A 19,740-nucleotide genomic window follows, 5' to 3' on the forward strand; every position below is an offset into this window, starting at 1 on the left:
TGTGGGCAATGCCTGTGAAGCACCACATCTACCTCGTCCCCGGCTTCTTCGGTTTCATCAACCTGGGCGAGCTCATCTACTTCGGCCACGCCTACGACTACCTGAAGGCGGAGCTGTCGCGCCGCGGCGTGGACGCGGACGTGGTCATCGTGCTGTCGCACCCCACAGCCTCCATCCGGACGCGGACGGCGGACCTGCTCAAGGCGGTGCAGGAGACGGCGGGCACGGGGGACGGGCCCATCCACCTCATCGGCCACTCGACGGGCGGACTGGACTCGCGGCTGTTCGTGAGTCCCGGGGCGCAGCTGGCGGACGGGCTGGAGCTGGAGCCGTACGCGAAGCGGGTGCGCTCGGTGGTGACGGTGTCCACGCCGCACGCGGGCACGCCGCTGGCCACGTTCTTCATGGGGCTGTTCGGGCAGCGGATATTGAAGCTGCTGTCGCTGTTCACGGTGTACGTGCTGCGCTTCGGGCGGCTGCCGTTGCGGGTGGTGTTCCGCTTCGGCCACGTGCTGGCGCGGGCGGACGACAACCTGGGGTGGAAGCCGACGCTGCTGGACCAGCTGTATGACCAACTGCTGGGGGACTTCTCCTCCGAGCGGCGGGACGCGGTGGCGAAGTTCCTGAGTGACGTGGGCAACGACACCTCGCTGATTCCGCAGCTGACGCCGGAGGGCATCGACCTCTTCAACGCGAGCGCGGTGGACCGGCCGGGGGTGCGGTATGGCTCGGTGGTGACGCAGGCGCGGCCGCCGTCGTTGCGCACGCGGATGTCGGCGGGGTTGGACCCGTACGCGCAGCTGACGCACACCATCTACGCGTTCATGTACGGGCAGACGCAGCGGATGCCACTGACGGCGCTGCCGCCGCACACACCGGCGCAGACGGCGGCGCTGGTGCAGGCGTATGGAGCGCTTCCGGGGCCCACGGCGTGTGATGGCATCGTGCCGACGCGCTCACAGGTCTACGGGCGGGTGCTGTCAGCGGTGCGGGCGGACCACCTGGATGCGATTGGGCACTTCGACCAGCCGGCACACCAGCCGCCGCACGTGGACTGGCTCATCTCCGGCTCCGGCTTCCGCCGGCCCCAGTTCGAGTCCACGTGGAAGAGCATCACCAACTTCCTGATGGAGGACGAGGGGCGCTGACACTCAGGCGGGAGCACCTGGCGCCAGCAGTCGCGTGAGCGCTCGGACCGCCGCACGCAGTCCCGCGGGGCTCGCTCCCGAGAAGCCCAGCACGAGCCCCTGCTCCGCGTTTCGTCCCAGGTACAGCGGTGACAGCCCGCGCGCGCCGAGCCCCTTCGCATCCGCGCGCCGCACCACGTCCGCGTCCCGCGCGCCCCGTCCGAGGAAGGCCGTGACGTGCATGCCCGCATCCGCCGCGCCGGGCCGCAGCCAGCCCTCCGTCTCGCGCCGCAGGGCATCGAGCAGCGCGTCCCGGCGCTCGGCATAGGCCAGCCGCATCTGCCGCAGGTGCGCGGCGTAGTGCCCCGCTTCCATGAAGTGCGCCATCGCCGCCTGGGAGAGCACCGGCGCATGCCCATCCGTGGCGGCGCGTGCGGCGGTGAAGGCGTCCACCAGCCGCTCCGGCACCACGAGGAAGGCGAGCCGCAGCGAGGGAAACATCACCTTGTTGAACGTCCCCGCGTAGAGCACCCGCCCCGCCACATCCAGGCCCTGGATGGCCGCCAGCGGGCGCGTGGCGTAGCGGAACTCGCTGTCGTAGTCGTCCTCCAGCACCCAGGCGCTCGCCGCCCGCGCCCACTCCAGCAGCGCCAGCCGCCGGGACAGGCTCAGCGTCACGCCCAGCGGATACTGGTGCGATGGCGTGACGTAGGCCAGCCGCGCCCGGGGCGCACGTCGGGTGCCCACGTCCACCCGGAGCCCTTCCGCGTCCACCGGCACCGCGTGCACCCGCGCTCCGGCGGACTCGAAGGCAGCACGCGCACCCAGGTAGCCGGGCTCCTCCAGCCACACCGCGTCCCCTTCATCCAGGAGCAGCCGCGCCACCAGGTCCAGCGCCTGCTGCGTGCTGGAGAGCACCAGCACCTGCCGCCACTCGCAGCGCACCCCGCGCGACGTGCCCAGGTGCGCGGCGAGCGCCTCGCGCAGGGGCCGGAAGCCCGCGGGCTCGCCCGCGGTCATCAAGCCGGGCCCCAGCAGCCGGGTCTGCTTCGCCACGGCGCGCGCCCACAGACGCGTGGGGAACAGGTCCAGCGCGGGCAGGCACGGCGTGAAGGGCTGGACGTCCCGGGGCTCGGGGGGCAGCACCTCCCGCGCCAGGACCCGCCCCCGCCGCGACAGCCCCAGCCGCGCCGGTGAGCTGCCGCGGCGCAACAGGTCCGGATTGGTCTCGGAACCGCCCCGATGCAACGGGCCTGGCCTTGCCTCGGAACCGCCGCGCCGCAACAGGTCCGGCCGCGCCACGGAACCCCCACGGCGCACCGGAGCCATGGAGGCCGTCCTCGGCAACCGGGCGTGCTCGGGCAGCGCGACGATGCTGCCGGAGCCCACGCGACGCTCCAGGAACCCCTCCGCGTCGAGCTGTGCGAACGCGCTCTCCACCGTGCCGCGAGACACACCCAGCTCACGTGAGAGCGTGCGGGTGGAGGGCAGCCGGCTGCGCGGCGCAAGCGCACCGGAGAGGATGGACTCCCGCAGCCGTTCGTAGAGCTGCCGGTGAAGGGACGCTCCTGCTCCCGTCTCCGGCTGGAGGAAGGGCAATGACACCCCGGCGGCCCGCTTCGGCATGCCTCCATGAAGCCAGGACCCTCGAATCCCGGCAACCCCTCGCCCGCCATAATGGTCCAGTCCTCCAGCACGGAATGGAGCTATCCGCCGGACCACTCCTGGAGCACATTTTCGTGCGTCGAAGTCACTGGAGGTCTCGTCATGACTGCATCCGCCACCCCGTTCTCCTTCGTCCTCGAAACCCCCGCCGCGACGCCCGAGGAGGCCCGGCGCCACTACCTCGCGAAGCTGTCCGTGGAGACGGACCCGGCGGACGTCCACCTGGACCTGGAGCGCGGCAAGAAGGGCTTCGTCGTGGTGGACGTGCGCACCAAGGAGGCCTGGGCCGAGCGCCACGTGCCCGGTGCGCTCAACCTGCCCGCTCGGACCATCACCGCCGAGACGACGGCGCACCTGAGCAAGGACGACGTCATCATCACCTATTGCTGGGGCCCCGGCTGCAACGGCTCCACCAAGGCCGCCGCGCGCTTCGCCGCCCTGGGGTTCCGCGTGAAGGAGATGATTGGCGGAATCGAATACTGGGTGAAGGAAGGCCACGCCACCGAGGGCACCGCCCCGAAGGGCACGCCCGTGTACCGGCAGCGCGGCGACACCTGACGCGCTCCCGAAAGCCGGGGGCACACCGACGCCGGGGCGGGTCCGGGCACGACCCGCGGCTCACTGTTCGGAAATGTCGGGACATTTCGCGGCCCAAAACCCCCGACATTTCCGAACAGTGAGCTCCGGACCCGAGCCCCGGGCCTCCCGGCGGTCTTCCGAGGCCAGCTCCGGCCGCGACAGCCCGAGCGTCAGTACACGCCAATCAGGTGGATCTGCACGCGGGGGTTGCCCAGGTACTCCTGGAGGCGCCACCGGGTGCGCATCCCGTCGTCACGGATGCCCACGCCTCCGCTCTTGGGCGACTCGGCCCGGGCGAGGGCATCTCGCAGCTGGGACATGGCCCACGCGTCGAAGGTCGGGTCGCCCGAGCCCTCGATGACCTCCAGGTCCAGGAGCTTGCCGTCGCGGGCCTGGCGAACCTCGACGATGGCGGCGAGCGCGAGGATGGGCTCGGTGACATCCACCATGAACATGTTCGCGGCGCGCCCTGCCTCCACGGCGGCCTGGAAGCGGTTGCGCTGCTCCAGGCGGTGGTCGCGCTCCTTGGGCGTGTAGGGGCTGCCCGTCTTGCCGAAGCGCTGGATGGCCTCCACCTGCTCGCGCTTCATCCGCGACGCCAGCACCTTCAGGTCCGGCGGCGGCGGGTTCACCAGCTTCTTCGTGAAGTCCTTCTGCAGCTGCGCGAAGTACGGATGGGGCGACCCGCTCGTCGCTCGCGCCGACGCCAGCGAGTCCTGGGCCCACCCGTCCACGCGCACGCGCGCCTCCTCCGCCTCCCGTGCCGCAAGGGCCTTCGGGTCGGGCTCGGAGCCGGGCACGTTGCGCAGGGTCCGACCGGTGGAAGGAGGCTCCCCTGTCAGCGCCATCCCCTCTCCGAGCATGCCCTCCGGTACGAGCACCAGCCGCTCCGGAGCTGCGCGCGGGGCATCGTCCTTCATGGGCTCCTCGGCGGAAGCCTGGGGCTTCGAAGCCTCCGTCCCGGGTCGCTCGGCGGACGCCTGGGCCTTCGGCTCCTCCGCTCGTGGCGGCGAAGGCCGCTCCGCACGCCGCACCGGTGGAGCACCCGCCTGGTCGGACGGCCGCACCGTCGGTCTGGGGGCAGGCGTGGCCGCGGGCTGCGCGGGTGGAGTGAAGACCTCCAGCTCCACGACCTGCCGCTCCGCCGGCCGGGGAGGCTGGACGGACGGGACCCGCGACAGCGCCCAGAAGAGGGCTGCGTGCAGGAGCACCGAGAGCAGGAGTGTGAGGCCCAGCCGGGAGCGACGCGTCACGTCATCAGCTTGCCTCGCGAGGCGTCCGACGGGAAGCGCCCCGAGCGGCGCGTGTCCACTGGCCTCGCCATCCTGCCTGCCGGGCCTGTCCCCCGGCGGACATGCACTTCCTCCGCGCTCGCGCCGGTGAGCGCGTCCTGACACCCGCGATGATGGAAGCATGAGGGTTCCATGAGGACAGGAGCCGCTCAGGCCCGGATACCCTCCACGTCATGCGCCTTCCCGTGGCCCCATGGGTCCTGCTGCTCCTTCCCGCCGTGGCACTCGGCTCGCAGGTGGAGGGCACGCTGCTCGACGTGAAGGGGCAGGCTCTCGCCGGCACGACGCTGGAAGTGGTCCGCGCACAGGACGGCGAGGTGACCGCACGCCCCAGGTCCGGCCCCGAGGGGCGATTCAGGGTCGAGCTTCCGCCGGGGCGCTACCTCCTGCGAATCCGTCATCCCGAGCGCTGCGCCCCAAGCGCGGCCGACGCGGAGCTGGAGCTGAGGGACGACGAGGACCTCGCCGCGCTCTCCGTCCTCCTGCGGCGCTGTGTCCGCGTCACCGGTCGAGCCTTCGGCCTGGATGGGGCGCCGCTCGCGCGCGGCAAGGTGACGCTGCGGTGGAGGGCCAGCCTGGAGCCACCCCGGACGGCCTCCACGGATGAAGCGGGACGGTTCGTCTTCGAACGAGCTCCGCAGGGGCAGGTCCAGGTCTTCTTGCGAGACGAGGCGGGCGAGGAGCTGCTGTCCCAGACACGGCTGAGCGCACTGCGCGCGCTGGAGGTCCGGGCCCACCGCGTCCTCCGCTTCCTCGTGCGTGGCCCTGGCGGAGCACCGCTACCGGAGGTGGACTTCTCGCTCGTTCCCGAGCCACGGGATGGCGTCACCCTGGAGGCGAAGACGGACGCCCGCGGCCTCGTGGGGCTCCCCGCGCACGCCCAGGGGCGCTACCGGCTGCTGGCGTCCTGGGAGCAGGAGGACCAGTTCCTGCGCTACGTCTGGAAGGACGTCGAGCTGAAGCCCGAGGCCATGGCCACACCGCTGGAGCTGAGCTTCGCGGAGCGGCCGTCCTCCGCCATCCTCTCCGGACGCGTGCGGAAGTCGGACCACCGTCCTGCCGTGAATGCGGAGGTGACCGCACTCCAGTTGTTTCCCTCCTTCCCCCTGGACGACGACTTCCCGCGCGGCACTGCCTATCCACGAGAGAGTGCGACGACCCGCACGGACTCGGAGGGGCGCTTCACGCTGCGGGACCTGCGCCCCGGTGAGTACAGGCTCAGCGTGACGCACCCCGAGGGATTCGGTGAGGTCGAGGCGCTGACGGACGCCCCAGCGGACGTGCTGCTGCCCGCGCTCTGCCCGAAGAGCGTCTCCGGCCGGGTCGTCGACGCGAGCGGCCTCCCTGTCCCGCGCTTCCGGCTCATGAGTCAGCAGGTGGAGGATTCGGAGGGACGCTTCAGGCACGAGCATCTGGGTTGCCACTTCTACGTCGAAGCGAACGGCTTCCAGCCACGGTGGGTCTCCGTGCCCGCGTCTCCACTGGGGCAGGTGGAGGTGCCCGACATCGCGCTCCAGCCCGCCCGAGACCTCGTGGGCCGCCTGCTCCATCCGGATGGGACTCCAGCGACGGCGCGCACCCTCACCGCGACGTGGAGGGGAGAGACGTGGCACGTGGACACGAAGCCCACCGACGCCGCCGGGCGCTTTTCCGTGGGGCCCCTGCCGGTGGACGCGGAGGTGGTGCTGGAGGCGCCAGGGAAGGACCACGTCGCGCGCTTTCGCATCCCACCGGGCAGGCAGGACGCGCTGGCCCTGCGCCTTCCCCGGCTCAGCGCACGCCTGGACGTCCGAGTGCATTCCACGCTGGAGGAGTTCCACGTCACGGCCGAGGGCGCACAGGGGACCTTCAGCGCCTCGGGGAAGCGCTCGGACCGGGTGCTCCTGCGGGTGGCTCCAGGCCGCTACGACGTATGGGTCTCTGGAACGCCGGACCCGAAGGGCGCGCGGGCGGGAGTCCCTCATCGTTTCGCCCCTCAGCAGGTCCACGTCGCAGCGGGAGGCACGGCCACGCTCGCGGCCCATCCGACGCAAGGAGCCGGTGCGCTGCGCGTGGTGCTCGCACGGCCGAGCCACTATGACGACGTCTACGTCTTTCCCGGCGTCCACCCCTGGCCCGACAACCTCGACGCGTTCGGCCCCCGGAAGGGACAGCTGGAGGCGGACACCCCCGTGGACGAGAGCCGGAGCGTCGACGACGCGCCCTGGATTTCCATCATCTTCTACAGGGCCCAGAGTGACTTCACCGGGCTCGCTCCCGGCACGTACACCGTGTTCGCCACCAACTCGTACGGCGGCGACCAGGGGCGCACGGAAGTCTTCCGGAAGGTCGTCGAGGTCGACGGCAGCCAGCGCCGCGTCGTCCTGGTGCGCTTCCATGGCGAGGACTCGCGCCTCGTCCGCTGACTAGAACTTCTTCAGCACCGCGAGGAAGCGCGCGTCGGCGATGTGCTTCCCCTCGAAGTCCTCCAGCCGCACCGGCAACCACTCCCGGGCCTTGTCGCCCTTCTGACGGAGGGCGGCGTCCAGCGACGTGAAGACCTCGGCGGGGGGCTCGCAGATGGCGCGCGCGCCGCCCTTCGCCTTCGCGTGGAAGGTCAGCTCCACCTTGTCCACCAGCACGTTGTAGCGGCCCGGCGGGAAGCGGCGGAAGAGCCACAGCCCCATCGTCAGCTCCGCCACCGTCGCCTGCACGCCCAGGTACACGCCGCCCACGTGGTTGCGCGTGCGCCGCTTGAGCGGCACGGACGCCCGCGTCCTCGCGTCCGACGCCTCCTCCACCTTGAAGCCCATCACCGCCGACAGCGGGATGATGTTCTTCACCGCCACCGTCATCAGCGCATTCGCCGCCGCCGGGGACACCTGGCGCAGCCGTTCCACGAGCTCGAGCGCGAGCATGGGTCCTCTCACCTCCAACGAAGTTGCCGCACTGTAGCGCCAGCGCGGGCCCGTGCACCGTCCTCCACCGTGCGCCAGCCCGCGAAACCGGGTTGCGACTGTAAACGGTGCTGTCCCTGGCCCGGCGCGTGCGGCATAGAGTCCCGCGCGGAGGAGCCATGGGCGCGAGCACAGTGGATGTCGTCATCGTGGGTGCGGGGGTGGCCGGGCTCACCGCCGCGCGCGCCCTGGCGCGGACCGGGGCCTCCGTGGCCGTGCTGGAGGCCCGCGAGCGCGTGGGCGGACGCACCCTCACGCAGCCCCTGGGCGGCGAGCCGGTGGACCTCGGCGGGCAGTGGGTGGGCCCGCACCAGCGGCACGTGCTGCGCCTCGCGGACGAGCTGGGCCTCAAGCGCTTCCCCCAGCATCACCAGGGCACCAAGGTGCTCGAGGTGCGCGGGGAGCGCCGCACCTATCGCGGGCAGGTGCCGTCGCTGCCGCTGCTGTCGCTGCTGGACCTCCAGCGCACCATCTGGAAGCTGGATGGCCTGGCGAAGCGCGTCCCCCGGGAGCGGCCGGACGCCGCGCCGCGCGCCGCCGAGTGGGACGCCCTCACGCTGGAGGAGTGGAAGCAGCGCAACGTGCCCACCTGGGGCGCCCGCGCCGCGCTGGACATCGCCACCCGCGCCGTCTTCGCCGCCGAGCCCTCCGAGCTGTCCTTCCTCCACTTCCTCTTCTACCTCCACTCCAACGCCGGCCTGATGCCCCTCACCACCATCGAAGGTGGCGCCCAGGCCGAGCGCTTCGTCGGCGGCGCCCAGACGCTCAGCCTCCGCATGGCCGCGGAGCTGGGCGCCCGCGTGCACCTCGCCACGCCCGTGCGCGCGGTGCTGCAGGATGCCGCCGGCGTCACCGTCACCGCGGAGGACGGCCGGGTCTGGCGCGCGCGCTACGCCGTGGTGGCCGTGCCGCCCCCGCTTGCCGAGCGCCTCGACTTCGGCGCCACCCTCCCCGCCGCCCGCCGCCGCGCCCATGCCGACCTGCCCATGGGCAGCGTCATCAAGGTGGTGGCCACGTATGACCGGCCCTTCTGGCGCGAATCGGGCTTCTCCGGCGAGGCCGTGAGCGACACCGGCCCCGTGCGCCTGTGCTTCGACGACTGCACGGCCGACGGCCACCATCCCGCCCTCGTGGGCTTCTTCCTCGGCGACACGGCCCGCGCCTGGACGGGGAAGCCCGCCTCGGAGCGCCGCACGGCCGCGCTGGAGTGCTTCGCGCGCTTCTTCGGCCCCCGGGCCCTGAAGCCCCTCGCCATCGTGGACCTGGACTGGATTGCCGAGCCCTGGAGCCGGGGCTGCTACGTGGGCCTGCCCCGCCCCGGCGCCCTCACCGCCATCGGCGACGCGCTGCGGGCCCCGTTCGGCCGTGTCCACTGGGCCGGCACGGAGACCGCCCTGGAGGGCTGCGGCTATATCGACGGCGCCGTGGAGTCCGGCGAGCGAGCGGCCACGGAGCTGTCCGCGCGGCTGGCCGCGCCACCTGTCCGCTCCACCGGGTGAGTCCCGCTGCTGGGCCCGCCCGGCCGCCTTCCAGCCGTCATGGCGTGGATTGGCGTCCCCAGAAGCCGTCCCCACCCTGTGGGAAGCCCTCTGGAGGAGGCAGGACCATGAACTTTCCGAGCCACGTGAATCTCCCCGCCGACGCCCGCGAGGAGCTCATCGATTCCCTCAACACGCTGCTGGCGGATGCCATCGACCTGCACTGGCAGATAAAGCAAGCGCACTGGAACATCCGCGGCAGGCACTTCTACAGCCGCCATGAGCTGTTCGACGAGCTGGCCAAGCATGCGCGCAAGCAGGCCGACGAGTTCGCCGAGCGCGCGGGCACCCTGGGCGGCTACGCCGAGGGCACCATCCGCCTGGCGGCCAAGAACAGCGAGCTGCCCGAGTACGACCTGAACGCGGTGGACGGCGACGCGCACCTGAAGGTCCTGGTGGAGCGCTTCGCCCGCTACGGGGCCAGCATCCGCAACGGCATCCACCGCTCCGAGGAGCTGAACGACCCCGTCACGGCCGACCTGCTCACGCAGTCGCTGGGCGAGGTGGAGCTGGACCTGTGGTTCCTGGAGAGCCACCTGCACGGCGACGTGCGCGCCGGCGTGCGCCGCGGCGGGGACGCTGGCATCGGGGACGACACCTCGGTGCGCCCTCCCAACGCCTGAGTCACCACTGAACGATAGGGCCCGGTGCGGTCGCCGTCGGGCGAGCGCACGGGCCCGCTCCGTCGTATAGAAGGCGTCCTCTGGGGATGGAGGGCCCTCTTTGACTTCACAGACACGGCTGGACGGGAAGGTGTGCCTCATCACCGGCGCTTCTGGCGGCATCGGCCTGGAGGCGGCCAAGGCGCTCGCGCGCCTGGGCGCCACCGTGGTGCTGGTGGGACGGGATGCGGGCCGCACGGAGGCAGCGGTCAGCGCGGTGCGCGCCGCGGCCCCCGAGGCGAAGGTGGAGTGGCTGCGCGCCGACCTCACGTCGCTCCAGTCCGTGCGCGAGCTGGCCGCCGCCTTCCGCGCGCGCTACTCGCGGCTGGACGTGCTGCTGAACAACGCCGGCCTCATCATCGACCGGCGCGAGGTGACGGAGGACGGCCTGGAGGCCACCATGGCCACCAACCACTTCGCGCCCTTCCTGCTGACCAACCTCCTGCTGGATCTGCTGAAGGCGAGCGCGCCCTCGCGCATCATCAACGTGTCGTCCGACGCCCACCTCGCCGGGAAGCTCGACTTCGAGGACCTGCAGAGCGAGCGCGGCTACTTCGGCTTCCGCGTCTACGGCACCTCCAAGCTGGCCAACATCCTGTTCACCCGCGCCCTGGCGAAGCGGCTGGAGGGCACCGGGGTGACGGTGAATGCCCTGCACCCGGGCATGGTGCGCACGGGCTTCGGCCACAACACGAAGGGCTTCTTCCGCCACGTCGTGAAGCTGGGCTCCCCGTTCATGATTACGGCGGAGCAGGGCGCGCGGACGTCCGTCTACCTCGCGTCCTCCCCCGAAGTGCAGTCGGTGTCAGGGCAGTACTTCTACAAACGCCGTCCGAAGAAGCCGTCATCCGCGGCTCGGAATGACGCCCTCGCGGAGCGGCTCTGGCAGGTGAGCGCGCAGCTCACGGGAGTGCAGACATGATTGACCTGTACACGTTCGCGACGCCCAACGGGCGCAAGGTGTCCATCGCGCTGGAGGAAATGGAGCTGCCCTACACCGTCAAGGTGGTGGACATCACCAAGGGCGACCAGTTCAAGCCCGACTACCTGACCATCAACCCGAACAACAAGATTCCGGCCATCGTCGACCATGAGCCGGTGGACCACCGGCCGCTGACCGTCTTCGAGTCGGGCGCCATCCTGCTCTACCTCGCGGAGAAGACGGGCAAGCTCATGCCCTCCAGTCCGCGCGGCAAGACGGAGGTGACGCAGTGGCTGATGTTCCAGATGGGCGGCCTGGGGCCCATGTTCGGGCAGCTCGGCTACTTCACCCGCTTCAGCAAGGCCTACGTCCCCCACGCCATCGAGCGCTACACCAACGAGTCCAAGCGCATCCTCGGGGTGCTGGACGGGCAGCTGGGCAAGGGTGACTTCGTCGCGGGCAAGTTCTCCATCGCGGACTGTGCCATCTACCCGTGGCTGGTCGGCACGCGGGAGTACAACCCGGACCTCTTCCGGGGCCTGCGCTACGTGCCCCAGTACCTGGAGCGCGTAGGCAGCCGTCCTGGCGTGCAGCGCGGCATGAAGGTGCCGGACCTGTCGAAGCGCTAGGGGCCTCGTCGGAGCGGGCGGCTGGGTACGCCCGCTCCGGGTCGTCCGCCCACCAGGCGAGCGGGCTGGGCCGGTCCGGAACCAGGACGGGCGGTGCGTAGCTTGAGGGGCATGATGGAACCGCCTGTCTCCTCGCGTCCTCGGCTGCTCCTGCGCGCACTGGGCCCCGGGCTCGTTGGCGCCACGTCGCTGACCCTCATTCACGAGAGTGCGCGCCGCGTGCTGGCGCATCCTCCGCGCATGGACGTGCTCGGCAAGCGGGCCCTGAAGAAGGGCATCCGCTGGTTCGGCGGCCGGCCCGCGCACGGGGCGCGCCTGCACCGGCAGAGCCTCGCGGGCGACCTGGTGTCCAACAGTCTCTTCTTCTCGCTGGTGGCGATGGGCCGGCCGAAGCGGCCGTACCTGCGCGGGGCGGTGCTCGGGCTGCTCGCGGGGCTGGGCGCGGTGGTGCTGCCCCCGTATCTGGGCCTGGGCAGACGGCCGGCGCGCGCGAAGGCGTCCACGTCGCTGCTCACGGTGGCCTGGTACACGCTGGGCGGGCTGGCGGCGGCACGCGCGACTCAGGGGCTCATCGCCCCCCACCCGACGGTGGAGACTCCCGGACCTGGCTGGTAGGCATCATTGTTGACCCTCCATGGCGACCGACCTCACCCGCCTGCCCCTGCGCGGGCAACAAGGCGCCTTCCACGTGGTCGTCGAGTCTCCTCGGGGCTCGACGGTGAAGCTCAAGTACGACACGGCGCTGAAGGCCTTCTCCATCTCCCGGCCGTTGACTCGCGGGCTGCGCTACCCGTTCGACTGGGGCTTCATTCCCTCCACGCTGGGGCCGGACGGGGACCCGCTGGACGCCATGGTGTACTGGGACGACACGACCTGGCCCGGCGTGGTGCTGCCGAGCCGGGCGCTCGGCGTGCTCCAGGTGGACCAGAAGAAGCGCAACGGCAAGCCGGGCGAGCGCGAGCGCAATGACCGCATCCTGGCCGTGCCGGTGTCCTCCACCCGTGCCGAGCATCTGCAGACCTATCAACAACTGTCCAAGCGTGAGCGGGACGAGCTGGAGCACTTCTTCCTCGCGGCGGTGCACTTCGCGGACAAGGACGCGCGCATCCTCGGCTGGGAGGGCCCGGAGGGCGCGGAGCGGATGCTACGGCAGTACGCGCTCTCGGAGGCATAGATGGCCCAGCCGACGCCCATCCGAGGACTGGGTCCGGACAGCAGGCTGGGAGAGGCGGCGCGACGCATCCTCGCGGGGCGGCTCGCGGACGTGCGCAAGCCGGAGGCTGGCTTCGAGGAGGGCGTGGACGACGAGTCCGTCCACGACATGCGCGTGGCCACGCGGCGCCTGCGCGCGGCGCTCCAGGTGTTCCGCCCGTTGGGAGGCTTGAAGAAGCTGGAGCGCGAGGTGAAGCGCATCCAGGACGCGCTCGGCGGCGTGCGGGACTTGCACGTGCAGGCGGCGTGGCTGGAGGGCACGGGGCGCAAGGCGGTGAAGAAGCCCGAGGCGCGAGAGGGCATCGCGGCGCTGCGCAAGGCGCGGCTGGCGGAGCTGGAGGGCCAGGAGACGCGGCTTCGTGCCGAGCTGGAGCGCTGGGTGGACCGGACGGTGCCCCGGCTGCTGCGGAAGGTGGACTCGCTGGAGGGTGGGCGCCGCTTCGGGGGCCGCCGCGTGCGAGAGCACCTGCGTCAGCGGCTGCGCCGGGTGCAGCAACGGATGGAGACCTATGTGGATGCGCCGGACGCGGCCTCGGCGCACGAGCTGCGGAAGGACCTGAAGAAGCTGCGGTACGAGCTCGAAATCTTCCAGCCCACGTTCCGCCGCACGGTGGGCGCGCTGCTGGAGGTGCTCGTGCCGCTCCAGGACGGACTGGGCGAGCTGCACGACGCGGACGTGAGGCTGGAGCTGTTCGAGCGGCTGGCGGCGGAGGCGAAGCCCCGCGAGCGCAAGGCGGCGCGGGCGCTGCTGCCCCTCATCCGTGAGGAGCGTGCGAAGCGGGCGGCGGAGATTGCTCGGGAACTCCAGCGCTGGCACGCGGAGGAGATTCCGAAGCGCCTGCGCCGGATGTTCGCGTGACGGGAGGCAAGGCGGCGAGACAGTAGACCCGCGTGTCCCACGCGGTAAGGTGGGCGTGTCCACGCAACGCTCGAACGGACTCTGGACGCCCTGCCATGGTGAAGCTGAAGCGACTCAAGATCGAGAAGTTCCGGAACGTGGCCCCGGGGACGGAGCTGCGCTTCCGCGACTCGATGAACGTGTTGCTGGGCAAGAACGGCACTGGAAAGACCACGCTGCTGAACCTGATCGTCTCGCTGCTGCGCTGGGACTTCTCCTCGCTGCTCAATGAGCCGTTCGCACTCGAGTATGAACTGTTGACGCCGAGGAACAGCACGACGGTTCGGCTGCGCAATGAGCCTCGCCCTGCGTTCTCGGGGCTCTCTCACGATAGTCAGCTTTCCACTCAGGAGCTTCTAGCCGGAGCGCTTCTTCCCGCAGGAGACGACTATGAGAGCGCAGGGGAAATCGTACTGGCCAGCAGCAATCTCGAAGCCGAGTACACCATCAAGTTTTCCGGCTCGAAGCTGTCTCTGCGAGGCAAGAAGCTGCACCTCGGATCCATCGATCTCGCTAGGCCCATCGCCGCTGGAGAAGCCTGGATCAACATCGCTGCTGCACTGTTTCAGATTAAGCAACAGAACAAGCTTGATGCTCCGCTGATTTCCATCTTCCTGGACTCAGCTACCAGCATGAGCCCTCCCTCGCTTCAGCGCTTCGATGAGTCTCTCGACTATCTGTATTCCACAACAGGAGATGAGAGAGCCTTCCTTGCAGCGCGCGCTTTTTCTCAAGACGCGCAAGATTCTTTCGACGTCGCTCCCAGAAATGGGGGGCCCAGAGCAGTACACCAGGAGATCCAGCGGCAGCTCCAAAAGACCTCGGATGTTGACGAGGTCCGCGTGCAGAGCAGCGATGCGGGTGCGGAGTTCCTTGGAAAGGCTGTCCAGCTTCTTGGTTTCGAGTCCGCCAAGCTCCGCATCCAGCGCACAGCCCGGCAGACGGAGCCTTCCGAGAGAATCTACTTCGGGAACATCCGATTCGACTTCACCCGGCGCGACCGTTCCGTCATCAATCATCTGCTGCTGAGCTACGGGCAGAAGCGATTGCTGGCCTTCTATTATTACCTCGCCTGCAACCCAGCAACGGTCGTGGCCGACGAACTGGTCAACGGCATGCACCACGAGTGGATTGAAGCCTGCATGGAGGAACTTGGAGGCCGCCAATCCTTCCTGACGAGCCAGAACCCCCTCCTGCTCGACTACCTCGGGTTCGAGTCCGCTGACGAAGTCCTCTCGTCCTTCGTGCTGTGTCGCGCGGAGCCCCAGGGAGAGCGCGACCAACTGCGCTGGGAGAACATGACGCCCGAGGACGCACAGGGCTTCTTCGCCGCCTACCAGGTGGGCATCCAGCACGTCAGCGAGATTCTCCGGACCCGGGGGCTGTGGTGAGCCAGCGTGCTCCGAGTCTGTCGGTCCTGCTGCTGACGGAAGACTCCGGCACCGAGGCCTTCGCCACCTTCCAGAAGCTGGCCAAGGAGCTGCTGAAGCAGGTGGACGCCTATGTCCAGACGCAGCAGGAGCGGCTCGCCTTCGAGCCCGTTCGGAGCAAGGAGGCCCTCCAGGCGCTCCACGCCAACGTCTGGAAGAGCGACAAGCCACGCGACAGGCAGAAGCAGGTGGCGCTGCTCGGCACCCTCGCGACCCAGCTCATGCTCGAGAACGGCTGGGCCCTGTTCCACTTCGATGGGGACCGGTCATGGGCGAACCGAGCTTCCAGCGAGAACGTGGCGAAGTTCCGGGAGCGCGTCTGGGAGAAGGTCCGGCTGCTCATCCGAATGAAGCTGGAGGGGCGGGACACCGAGGCCGGCAGGCCGGTGGTACCCGATGAGCTCGATGAACGCGCCACCCGGCGCATGACGCGCCTCAAGCAGATTGTCCCCTTCTACAGCATCGAGGCCTGGCTCTTTCAGAACACCCAGGAGGCGCTCCGCCTCTGCCATTCGCACTACCAGGGAAGAGACGCGGAGCGCTTCCAACAATGGGAGCAGGACCGGGCAGCGCTGGACGAAGTGCTGAAGCCTAAGGAAGAGGTCTGCCTCGGCGCGAAGCACAACCTGGACCTCGCCTCCCAGGGGTTCCCTTCCCGCGAGGCCCGCTCGGCCGGCAAGTCCTTCGAAGCCGTCGTCCAGTCGCTCGCGCAGGATGAGGAACTGCGCGACGCGCTCAGCCGAACCTACGCCTACGAGTGACCCCAGCACCCCCGGGATGGCTGACGCGTTGGCCCCACTTTCTAGAGTGGGAGCCATGCAAACCAAGAACAGTCTGTCATCTCTAGTGTGGTTCCCTGCCCTGCTCGCTGCTCTCCTGAGCGCTGGGTGCGAATCCGATGCCCCAGCAGCGAGGCCTTCCCCCAACAGCAGCGCGCGCCGGTGGATTGGCCCACTGGTCAGCGTGCCGGGAGGCGACCAATTCCGGACCGTCATCTACTATGGGCCGTGGCAGTGCAACTCCGAGCTGATGACCTACTGCCAACGCAAGTGCGGCGGCATCGGCCACACCCTCCAAGGGTGCATGTGGCTTGCGGACATCAACTTCGATTTCGACGGCCGACTGATGCAGGCAGGAAGTCGGTTTCCCATGACGAACTGCTGTTGCAGCTACGGGACGATCAGCCCCTCGGCCACCAACGCGGCGAGCATGCGATGGAACGACATGCGGGACTCATTCCGCGAAGACTTCGCGAAGCGGTTCGGGCAGTCGCCTGCCGACCCCGATGGCACGCCCTACCAGGGACACCACGTCCACGACCTGTGGCACGGTGGCAACCCTACCGACTGGAACAACATCATCCCCTTCCCTCGGGACCTGCATCAGGACCTGTTCGGGCTCTATAACCAGTGCTACGCGGGCAATCCCCCGTGGAACAGCGCGGGACCAAGGCTCCCCTATGTCAAGTAGACCCGTGCCCATGGAAGCGTTGCTAGAGGAGGTGTCGCGACTCCACTTCCCCAGGCCGCCTGCGACTCATGAGCAGATTGCCGACTTCGAGCAGCGAGTGGGGTGGCGCTTGGACTCTGACCTGCGCGCCTTCTACCTTCACTGTGACGGGGCCGACCTCTTCGACCGATTGGACTTCGCCTTCCGCTTCTATCCGCTGGCGCAGCTTCACCGCGCCCGCGTGGTCCTGCGCAAGAGCGACACCGACGCGGCGGGCCCTGCGTCCTGGTATGCGCTGTGCGAGGTGCGGGACAGCAACTTCATCCTCCTCGACGTAGGTCAACAGCACGAGGGCCGATACCCAATCCGTGACGGCTACAACGAGGCGTTCCCGCACCCGGACTACTGCCGCCAGATTGCGGGCTCGTTCTCGGAGTTTCTCGCGGGCGCGCTCCGCTCAAAAGGGCAGTGGTTCTGGCTCAAGGAGTGAGCGACACGGGAGGGGCCACCTCGCCTTCCTCGGGCGGGGAAGCCACCTCGGGCGGCTTCACGTCCTTCAGCCGCGCGTCGAGCCCCTGGAAGAACCGCTCGATGTTCTCCTCGTTCTTTCCCCAGGCGACCAGCTGGCGCGCCCGGGAGTTCATCTGCACGCGCACCACCCCGGTGCCCGTGTCGAGCACGCTGATGTTCAGGTCCTCCTGCCAGGAGGCCATGCTCGTCGGCGTATACGCCTGGATGATGCCCGGGTCCGGCTTGGCCAGGTTCACCCGCCAGCCCAGCTCCACCACCGTCTCCAACGCCTTGTCGAAGACCATCCGGTGGGAGACCGCATACTCGCGCGGCGCCAGCGGGTCCGACCCTGGCTTACGCCCCACACTGCTCGAGGAAGCACAGCCCACACAGGCGAGCAGCACACCCGCCAGAAGCCATACGCGTCCCATCACTCTGTCTGTCTGCATGTCACCCCTCGGCTACGCGGTGACCTTTTACACCGTCACGCCAACGTCCGACAGAGCCCCTGCGAAAGGCTGGCAGGACAGACACGCCCGCACTTTTCCCGTGCACCTGCACGAATCTCCGACTGCTCCTGTTTTACCGGCCTGATTGATAGACTGCCGCATGCGGGAGCGGGCCGGATGGCCGGCGCGTGGCCCGTGAAGCCACACGCATCGTTTCACCTGGACCTGCCCGAATGTCTCTCATCCCTGCCCGCCGCTCCGCGGCGTCGAGCCCGCTGCGTCTGCTGTGCCTCCTGTCCTCGCTCGGCGTGGCCCCACTGGCCGCCGCCAGCGAGCCAGAGCTCACCGCCACCGTGAACCCGCCGGAGGGCAAGGGCGGAGGGGAGTACGTCCACCGTGAGCTGTACGAGCACCTGACGGAGAGCCAGCGCGAGGAGGTCTGGGCCAACATCCACCGCAACATCCGCGCGCTGGAGGCCGAGGGCCGGCTGGCTCCGCCGACGACGCTGGCCAATGCCTCACTCGCCTGGCCGCTACGTGCCAATGGCATCCCAGACCCGGGCTACCACGGCATCTCCAACTTCGTGGACCACAACCCCAGCTACACGGGCTTCATCCGCGACTTCAACTGCGGCACGCGCTCGTACGACACCTTGAGCGGGTACAACCACACCGGCATCGACATCTACACGTGGCCGTTCTCCTGGCAGAAAATGGACTTCAACCAGGTGCAGGTGGTGGCCGGCGCGCCCGGCACCATCGTGTACCGCTCCGACGGCAACTACGACCGCAACTGCAGCTTCAACAGCGGCAACTGGAATGCCGTCTACGTCCGCCACGCGGATGGCTCCATCGCCTGGTACGGACATCTGAAAAATGGCTCCGTCACGGCCAAGGCCGTGGGTTCCACCGTGGTGCAGGGCGAGGTCCTGGGCGTCGTGGGCAGCTCCGGCAACTCCACCGGGCCGCACCTGCACCTGGAGGTCTACGACTCCACGGGCAAGCTGAATGACCCGTTCCAGGGGCCGTGCAACACCCTGAATGGGAACTCGTGGTGGCTGGCCCAGCGGCCCTACTACGACTCGGCGGTCAACAAGCTGACCACGGGCGGCGCCCCGGCCGTCTTCCCCACGTGCCCCACCCGCGAGACGCCGAACGAGAAGACCGCGTTCCGCTACGGCGAGCCCGTCTACTTCACCACCTACTACCGCGACCAGCTCAACACCCAGACGAGCAGCTACCGCATCGTCCGGCCCAACGGCACCGTCTTCTCCTCGTGGACGCACGCCAGCCCGGCCGCGCACTACTCGTCCTCCTACTGGTACTGGTACTGGAGCAGCTTCGCCCCCACGGGCCCGTCCGGCACCTGGCGCTTCGAGGTGACGTTCAACGGCCAGACGCATGTGAAGACCTTCACGCTGTCGCCGTAGTCACCGGCAGCGTCCTGGACCACGCCTCGCCATGGGGCGTGGTCCAGGAAGACCACCGCCGCTACTGCTGCGGCTGGGGCTGCGGCTGGGGCTGCGGCTGCGCGCCCGGCGAGGACTCACCGCTCTCCGGGGCGGCCGGCGCGGTGGGCTGCACCTGCGACGTCGCCTCGATGCGCACCGCCTGCGGCTCGCCGCTGGCCTGGTCCGTGCGGTAGGAGGCGCGCACCTGGCTGCCCTCCTCGATGTCCCCGGCGCTCGCCTGACGACCATCCACCATCACCTGCGTCTGGGGACCAATCTGCAGTCGCAGCTGGGGCTCGCCACGTGAGCTGAGCAGCAGCTCCTGCTCGCTCGCGGTCAGCACCTCACCGACGACCTGCTGCTCGGAAGCCTGCTGCTGCGCGCCCTGCGCTTGCGCGGGCTGCTGGGCCGGCTGCGCGGGCTGGGGCGCCGGAGCCGCCGCCACCGGCTGCTGCGCCTGCTGCTTGAGCTGCTCGGACTGCGCCTGCGCCTGCTGCTGCGTCTGCTGGTTCTGCTGGGCCAGCTCGTCGGCCTGCTTGCGCTGGGCCTCCAGGGCGCTGGTCTGCGCCTGCTGCGCCTCCTGCTGGGCCTGGACCGTCTGCTGCTGGGCGCTCTGCTGCGTCTGCTGCGCCTGCTGGGACTCCTGGCTCGCCTTGGCTTGGGCCTCCTGAAGCTCCTGCTGCTTCTTCTGCAGCTCGGCCTGGGCGCTGGCCGCTTCCTTCTGCTGCTCGGTGGCGTCCTCCTGCGCCTCGCGCGCCTTGTCGAAGGCACCCTCCGAGCGCTCCTGCGCCTGCTCGACCTGGTCACTCGCGGACGCCTGCCCGCCCGCCTGCTGCGAGCTGCTGCGCTCGCGTTCCTGGCACCCCGTCCCCAGCACCAGCGCCGCGGCGCCAGCCATCAACCACCCCGCGCGAAATTTCATGGAAGTCTCCTGTCGTGAACGTGACAGCGGAAAGATGGAGAGGCGCTTCCTGACGCCAACCCACACCGC

At 69.6% G+C, this 19,740-nt stretch carries 20 protein-coding genes; 15 read left to right on the forward strand and 5 right to left on the reverse strand.

Annotated features, from left to right (window positions below):
• The first annotated feature begins 8 nt into the window (after positions 1–8).
• Positions 9–1,148, forward strand: coding sequence for an esterase/lipase family protein (locus LXT23_RS00940; protein ID WP_253978137.1), 1,140 nt, complete (start codon positions 9–11; stop codon positions 1,146–1,148).
• 3 nt (positions 1,149–1,151) lie between these two features.
• On the opposite strand, the gene pdxR is transcribed toward LXT23_RS00940, so the two are convergent.
• Positions 1,152–2,753, reverse strand: a complete 1,602-nt coding sequence (pdxR, locus tag LXT23_RS00945; RefSeq protein ID WP_253978138.1) for a MocR-like pyridoxine biosynthesis transcription factor PdxR — start codon at positions 2,751–2,753, stop codon at positions 1,152–1,154.
• A 141-nt stretch (positions 2,754–2,894) separates the two neighbouring features.
• Here pdxR and LXT23_RS00950 point away from each other — a divergent pair, with 141 nt between their 5' ends.
• Positions 2,895–3,350 carry a rhodanese-like domain-containing protein gene (locus LXT23_RS00950; RefSeq protein ID WP_253978139.1) on the forward strand — a complete coding sequence of 152 codons (456 nt, stop codon included), beginning with the start codon at positions 2,895–2,897 and terminating at the stop codon, positions 3,348–3,350.
• 191 nt (positions 3,351–3,541) lie between these two features.
• Here LXT23_RS00950 and LXT23_RS00955 read toward each other — a convergent pair whose 3' ends face one another.
• On the reverse strand, positions 3,542–4,624 hold the full coding sequence (locus tag LXT23_RS00955) for a ferrichrome ABC transporter substrate-binding protein (protein WP_253978140.1): 1,083 nt from the start codon (positions 4,622–4,624) through the stop codon (positions 3,542–3,544).
• A gap of 212 nt (positions 4,625–4,836) precedes the next feature.
• Between LXT23_RS00955 and LXT23_RS00960 the strand changes: the two genes are divergently transcribed.
• Positions 4,837–7,068, forward strand: a complete 2,232-nt coding sequence (locus tag LXT23_RS00960) for a carboxypeptidase-like regulatory domain-containing protein (protein WP_253978141.1) — start codon at positions 4,837–4,839, stop codon at positions 7,066–7,068.
• On the opposite strand, the gene LXT23_RS00965 is transcribed toward LXT23_RS00960, so the two are convergent.
• Complete coding sequence (locus tag LXT23_RS00965) at positions 7,069–7,560, reverse strand: PaaI family thioesterase (protein ID WP_253978142.1); 492 nt, start codon at positions 7,558–7,560, stop codon at positions 7,069–7,071.
• A 158-nt stretch (positions 7,561–7,718) separates the two neighbouring features.
• Here LXT23_RS00965 and LXT23_RS00970 point away from each other — a divergent pair, with 158 nt between their 5' ends.
• The 11 genes from LXT23_RS00970 to LXT23_RS01025 all read left to right on the forward strand — a co-directional run bounded on the left by LXT23_RS00970 (position 7,719) and on the right by LXT23_RS01025 (position 16,829).
• Positions 7,719–9,098, forward strand: a complete 1,380-nt coding sequence (locus tag LXT23_RS00970; protein ID WP_253978143.1) for a flavin monoamine oxidase family protein — start codon at positions 7,719–7,721, stop codon at positions 9,096–9,098.
• A 107-nt stretch (positions 9,099–9,205) separates the two neighbouring features.
• A complete protein-coding gene (gene dps / locus LXT23_RS00975; protein WP_253978144.1) occupies positions 9,206–9,760 on the forward strand; it encodes a DNA starvation/stationary phase protection protein Dps in 555 nt (184 codons plus the stop codon).
• 100 nt (positions 9,761–9,860) lie between these two features.
• Complete coding sequence (locus LXT23_RS00980; protein ID WP_253978145.1) at positions 9,861–10,721, forward strand: SDR family oxidoreductase; 861 nt, start codon at positions 9,861–9,863, stop codon at positions 10,719–10,721.
• Complete coding sequence (locus LXT23_RS00985) at positions 10,718–11,350, forward strand: glutathione S-transferase family protein (protein WP_253978146.1); 633 nt, start codon at positions 10,718–10,720, stop codon at positions 11,348–11,350. Before LXT23_RS00980 ends, LXT23_RS00985 begins: the two co-directional genes overlap by 4 nt.
• A 111-nt stretch (positions 11,351–11,461) precedes the next feature.
• The gene (locus LXT23_RS00990; RefSeq protein ID WP_253978147.1) at positions 11,462–11,965 is read left to right on the forward strand and encodes a hypothetical protein; all 504 of its coding nucleotides are present in this window, start codon (positions 11,462–11,464) and stop codon (positions 11,963–11,965) included.
• Positions 11,966–11,984: 19 nt separating this feature from the next.
• Complete coding sequence (locus LXT23_RS00995) at positions 11,985–12,524, forward strand: inorganic diphosphatase (protein ID WP_253978148.1); 540 nt, start codon at positions 11,985–11,987, stop codon at positions 12,522–12,524.
• A complete protein-coding gene (locus LXT23_RS01000) occupies positions 12,525–13,421 on the forward strand; it encodes a CHAD domain-containing protein (protein ID WP_267146663.1) in 897 nt (298 codons plus the stop codon).
• Between the two features lie 95 nt (positions 13,422–13,516).
• A complete protein-coding gene (locus LXT23_RS01010; RefSeq protein ID WP_253978149.1) occupies positions 13,517–14,851 on the forward strand; it encodes an AAA family ATPase in 1,335 nt (444 codons plus the stop codon).
• The gene (locus LXT23_RS01015; RefSeq protein ID WP_253978150.1) at positions 14,848–15,651 is read left to right on the forward strand and encodes a hypothetical protein; all 804 of its coding nucleotides are present in this window, start codon (positions 14,848–14,850) and stop codon (positions 15,649–15,651) included. The genes LXT23_RS01010 and LXT23_RS01015 overlap by 4 nt, the downstream gene beginning before the upstream one ends.
• Before the next feature lie 55 nt (positions 15,652–15,706).
• Positions 15,707–16,360: a hypothetical protein gene (locus LXT23_RS01020; protein WP_253978151.1), complete on the forward strand. Its 654-nt coding sequence runs from the start codon at positions 15,707–15,709 to the stop codon at positions 16,358–16,360.
• A gap of 4 nt (positions 16,361–16,364) precedes the next feature.
• Positions 16,365–16,829 carry an SMI1/KNR4 family protein gene (locus LXT23_RS01025; protein WP_253978152.1) on the forward strand — a complete coding sequence of 155 codons (465 nt, stop codon included), beginning with the start codon at positions 16,365–16,367 and terminating at the stop codon, positions 16,827–16,829.
• Here the strand turns inward: LXT23_RS01025 and LXT23_RS01030 are convergent.
• Positions 16,819–17,154 carry a hypothetical protein gene (locus LXT23_RS01030; protein WP_253978153.1) on the reverse strand — a complete coding sequence of 112 codons (336 nt, stop codon included), beginning with the start codon at positions 17,152–17,154 and terminating at the stop codon, positions 16,819–16,821. The genes LXT23_RS01025 and LXT23_RS01030 overlap by 11 nt on opposite strands.
• Positions 17,155–17,531: 377 nt before the next feature.
• On the opposite strand from LXT23_RS01030, the gene LXT23_RS01035 reads away from it, so the two are divergent.
• Positions 17,532–18,728: a M23 family metallopeptidase gene (locus LXT23_RS01035; protein WP_253978154.1), complete on the forward strand. Its 1,197-nt coding sequence runs from the start codon at positions 17,532–17,534 to the stop codon at positions 18,726–18,728.
• A 61-nt stretch (positions 18,729–18,789) separates the two neighbouring features.
• Here the strand turns inward: LXT23_RS01035 and LXT23_RS01040 are convergent, their stop codons facing one another.
• Positions 18,790–19,671: a hypothetical protein gene (locus tag LXT23_RS01040; RefSeq protein ID WP_253978155.1), complete on the reverse strand. Its 882-nt coding sequence runs from the start codon at positions 19,669–19,671 to the stop codon at positions 18,790–18,792.
• Positions 19,672–19,740 lie beyond the last annotated feature (69 nt).

The sequence above is a fragment of the Pyxidicoccus xibeiensis genome (assembly GCF_024198175.1).
GTDB lineage: Bacteria > Myxococcota > Myxococcia > Myxococcales > Myxococcaceae > Myxococcus > Myxococcus xibeiensis.